At 49.8% G+C, this 3,220-nt stretch carries 2 rRNA genes; both read right to left on the reverse strand.

Going from position 1 to position 3,220, the window contains the following annotated elements:
- Window positions 1-7: 7 nt before the first annotated feature.
- Window positions 8-116 (reverse strand): 5S ribosomal RNA (gene rrf, locus HMPREF9193_RS04610).
- A gap of 65 nt (window positions 117-181) precedes the next feature.
- Window positions 182-3,154 (reverse strand): 23S ribosomal RNA (locus tag HMPREF9193_RS04615).
- Window positions 3,155-3,220: the final 66 nt, after the last annotated feature.

Raw genomic sequence — 3,220 nt, forward strand, 5'->3', positions numbered from 1 at the left:
AAAAAAAGCCTGGCAGCAACCTACTTTCCCGCTTAAGCAGTATCATCGGCGTAAGAGAGCTTGACTTCCGTGTTCGAGATGGGAACGGGTATAACCTCTCCACTATGGCCACCAGGCAATAAATACCTTAGTTATAAAAAAAAGAGAAACGAATTGTTTTTTGTAAAACAGAAACGATAATATGGTCAAGCCTCACGACTGATTAGTATTGCTCGGCTGAATACATTGCTGTACTTATACCTGCAACCTATCGACCGGATAGTGTCTCCGGAGTCTTTAGGAGGGTTAAACCCTCAGGGATGATTTATCTTGAGGTGGGCTTCCCGCTTAGATGCTTTCAGCGGTTATCCCTTCCGAACGTAGCTACTCTGCACTTACCCTTGGCAGAATAACAGATACACCAGAGGTTCGTCCACATCGGTCCTCTCGTACTAAATGCAGCTCCTCTCAATCATCCAACGCCCACAGCAGATAGGGACCGAACTGTCTCGCGACGTTCTGAACCCAGCTCACGTACCGCTTTAATTGGCGAACAGCCAAACCCTTGGGACCTGCTCCAGCCCCAGGATGCGATGAGCCGACATCGAGGTGCCAAACCTTCCCGTCGATGTGAACTCTTGGGGAAGATCAGCCTGTTATCCCCGGAGTACCTTTTGTCCGTTAAGTGACGGCGCTTCCACTCGCTACCGCCAGATCACTAAGACCTACTTTCGTACCTGCTCGAGCTGTCACTCTCGCAGTCAAGCCTCCTTGTGCCTTTACACTCGCGCTCTGATTTCCAACCAGAGTGAGGAGACCTTCGCGCACCTCCGTTACTCTTTAGGAGGCGACCGCCCCAGTCAAACCGCCTGCCTACCATTGTCCCTATACCGGCTTCACGGCACAGGTTAGAAATTTCATTCATCAAGGGCGGTATTTCACTTTGCGGCTCCGCGCATCCTAACGGACACGTTTCTTAGCCTCCCGCCTATTCTACACATGATAAATAAAATCCCAATAATAAGTTACGGTGAAGGTTCACGGGGTCTTTCCGTCTAACTGTGGGTAACCGGCTTCTTTACCGGTATATAAATTTCACCGAGTCTCGCGTTGAGACAGTGCCCAGAATCGTTACACCATTCGTGCGGGTCGGAACTTACCCGACAAGGAATTTCGCTACCTTAGGACCGTTATAGTTACGGCCGCCGTTTACCGGGGCTTCAATTCAATGCTTCAGCTCTTACTTAACATCTCCTCTTAACCTTCCGGCACCGGGCAGGTGTCACCACCTATACGTTTCATTACTGATTAGCAGATGGCTGTGTTTTTGATAAACAGTCGCCTGGGCCTGCTCTGTGCCACCCTCTTCTTCTTACCGAATCGGGCCACACTTCTTCCGAAGTTACGTGTGCATTTTGCCGAGTTCCTTAACGCGAGTTCTCTCGTGCGCCTTAGATTTCTCATCCTTCCTACCTGTGTCGGTTTGCGGTACGGTCTTTATCAGCCTAGCCTTAGACAGTATTTCCCGGCACCGTGATTACACCCGCTTCGCTTCAACTTTCTCTCCGCTGGCTGTCACAACTTACCTCAAGCGACGGATTTGCCTATCGCTATCAAAAGCTTGTTGCTTCGACCGGAACTACCATTGTCCGGCCGGGTTTCACCTCATGCGTCCTGCCCTCGAAACTGATAAAGGTATCGGATTTTGAACCGATTTCCCATCGACTACGACTTTCGTCCTGGCCTTAGGGGCCGACTTACCCCGGGCAGATTGCCTTTACCCGGGAATCCTTAGGTTTTCGGCGGACGGGAATCTCACCCGTCTTTGCGTTACTTATGCCTGCATTCTCTCTTCCAGTACCTCCACAACCCCTCGCAGGTATTGCTTCTTCAGCCTGTGGAATGCTCCCCTACCACCTAACACGAAACGTGTTAGATCCAAAACTTCGGTATACCGCTTAGCCCCGTTACATTATCTGCGCTTGTATGCTCGACCAGTGAGCTATTACGCACTCTTTTAAGGAATGGCTGCTTCTAAGCCAACCTCCTGGCTGTCTGTGCATTCAAACTTCATTTTACACTGAGCGGTATTTCGGGACCTTAGTTGTTGGTCCGGGCTGTTTCCCTTTCGACTACGAACCTTGTCGCACGCAGTCTCACTCCCATACGTTGTCTAGCGGCATTCAGAGTTTGATTGGGTTTGGTAGGCAGTGACGCCCCCTAGTCCATCCAGTGCTTTACCTCCGCTACATTTGTATGAGGCTGTCCCTAAAGGCATTTCGGGGAGAGCCAGCTATTTCCAGGTTTGTTTAGCCTTTCACTCCGAGTCACAAGTCATCCATACCTTTTTTAACAGATTATAGTTCGGTCCTCCACAAGGTTTTACCCTTGCTTCAACCTGCTCATGACTAGATCACCTTGGCTTCGGGTCTACCCCATGCAACTTAATTTCGCCCTATTAAGACTCGGTTTCCCTTCGGCTCCGGAACTTCCATCCCTTAACCTCGCTGCATAAGGTAACTCGCAGGCTCATTCTACAAAAGGCACGCTACAACACTTTCGTGCCGTAACATCTTGTTAGTTTATGGTTTCAGGTTCTATTTCACTCCCCTTACCGGGGTTCTTTTCGCCTTTCCCTCACGGTACTGCTTTCCTATCGGTAGCTGTCTAGTATTTAGCCTTGGATCGTGGTCGACCCTGCTTCCGGCAAGGTTCCTCGTGCCCCGCCGTACTCAGGTACCGCATCAAAGAGACATATACATGTCGCGTACGGGGATTTCACCCTCTGTGTCAGGCCTTCCCAAACCTTTCCGCTATATATATGTTTTTTCTCAACTCTTCGGGTCATCCCCATGCGGCCCTACAACCCCCGTATAATCGGGTTTGGGCTCTTCCGATTTCGCTCGCCGCTACTTTCGGAATCTCTGGAGGATCGCTCCTCTTCTTGATTTCTTTTCCTTAAGTTACTTAGATGGTTCACTTCACTTAGTTTCGCTTTACTATCCTATTTTATTCAGATACGTAATGACAACATCTCTGTTGCCGGGTTACCCCATTCGGCTATCCGGGAATCTCAGAATGTGTGCTTCTCCCCCCGGCTTTTCGCAGCTTACCACGGCCTTCTTCGCCTTACAGCTCCCAGGCATCCACCATAAACCTTTTTCTTCGCTTGACCATATTATCGCTTCCGCTTCTTCTTTTCCTTCGTTTCCCTTCCCTATCTTATGTCAAGATCCTCTGC

The sequence above is a fragment of the Treponema lecithinolyticum ATCC 700332 genome (genome assembly GCA_000468055.1).
Lineage (GTDB): Bacteria > Spirochaetota > Spirochaetia > Treponematales > Treponemataceae > Treponema_C > Treponema_C lecithinolyticum.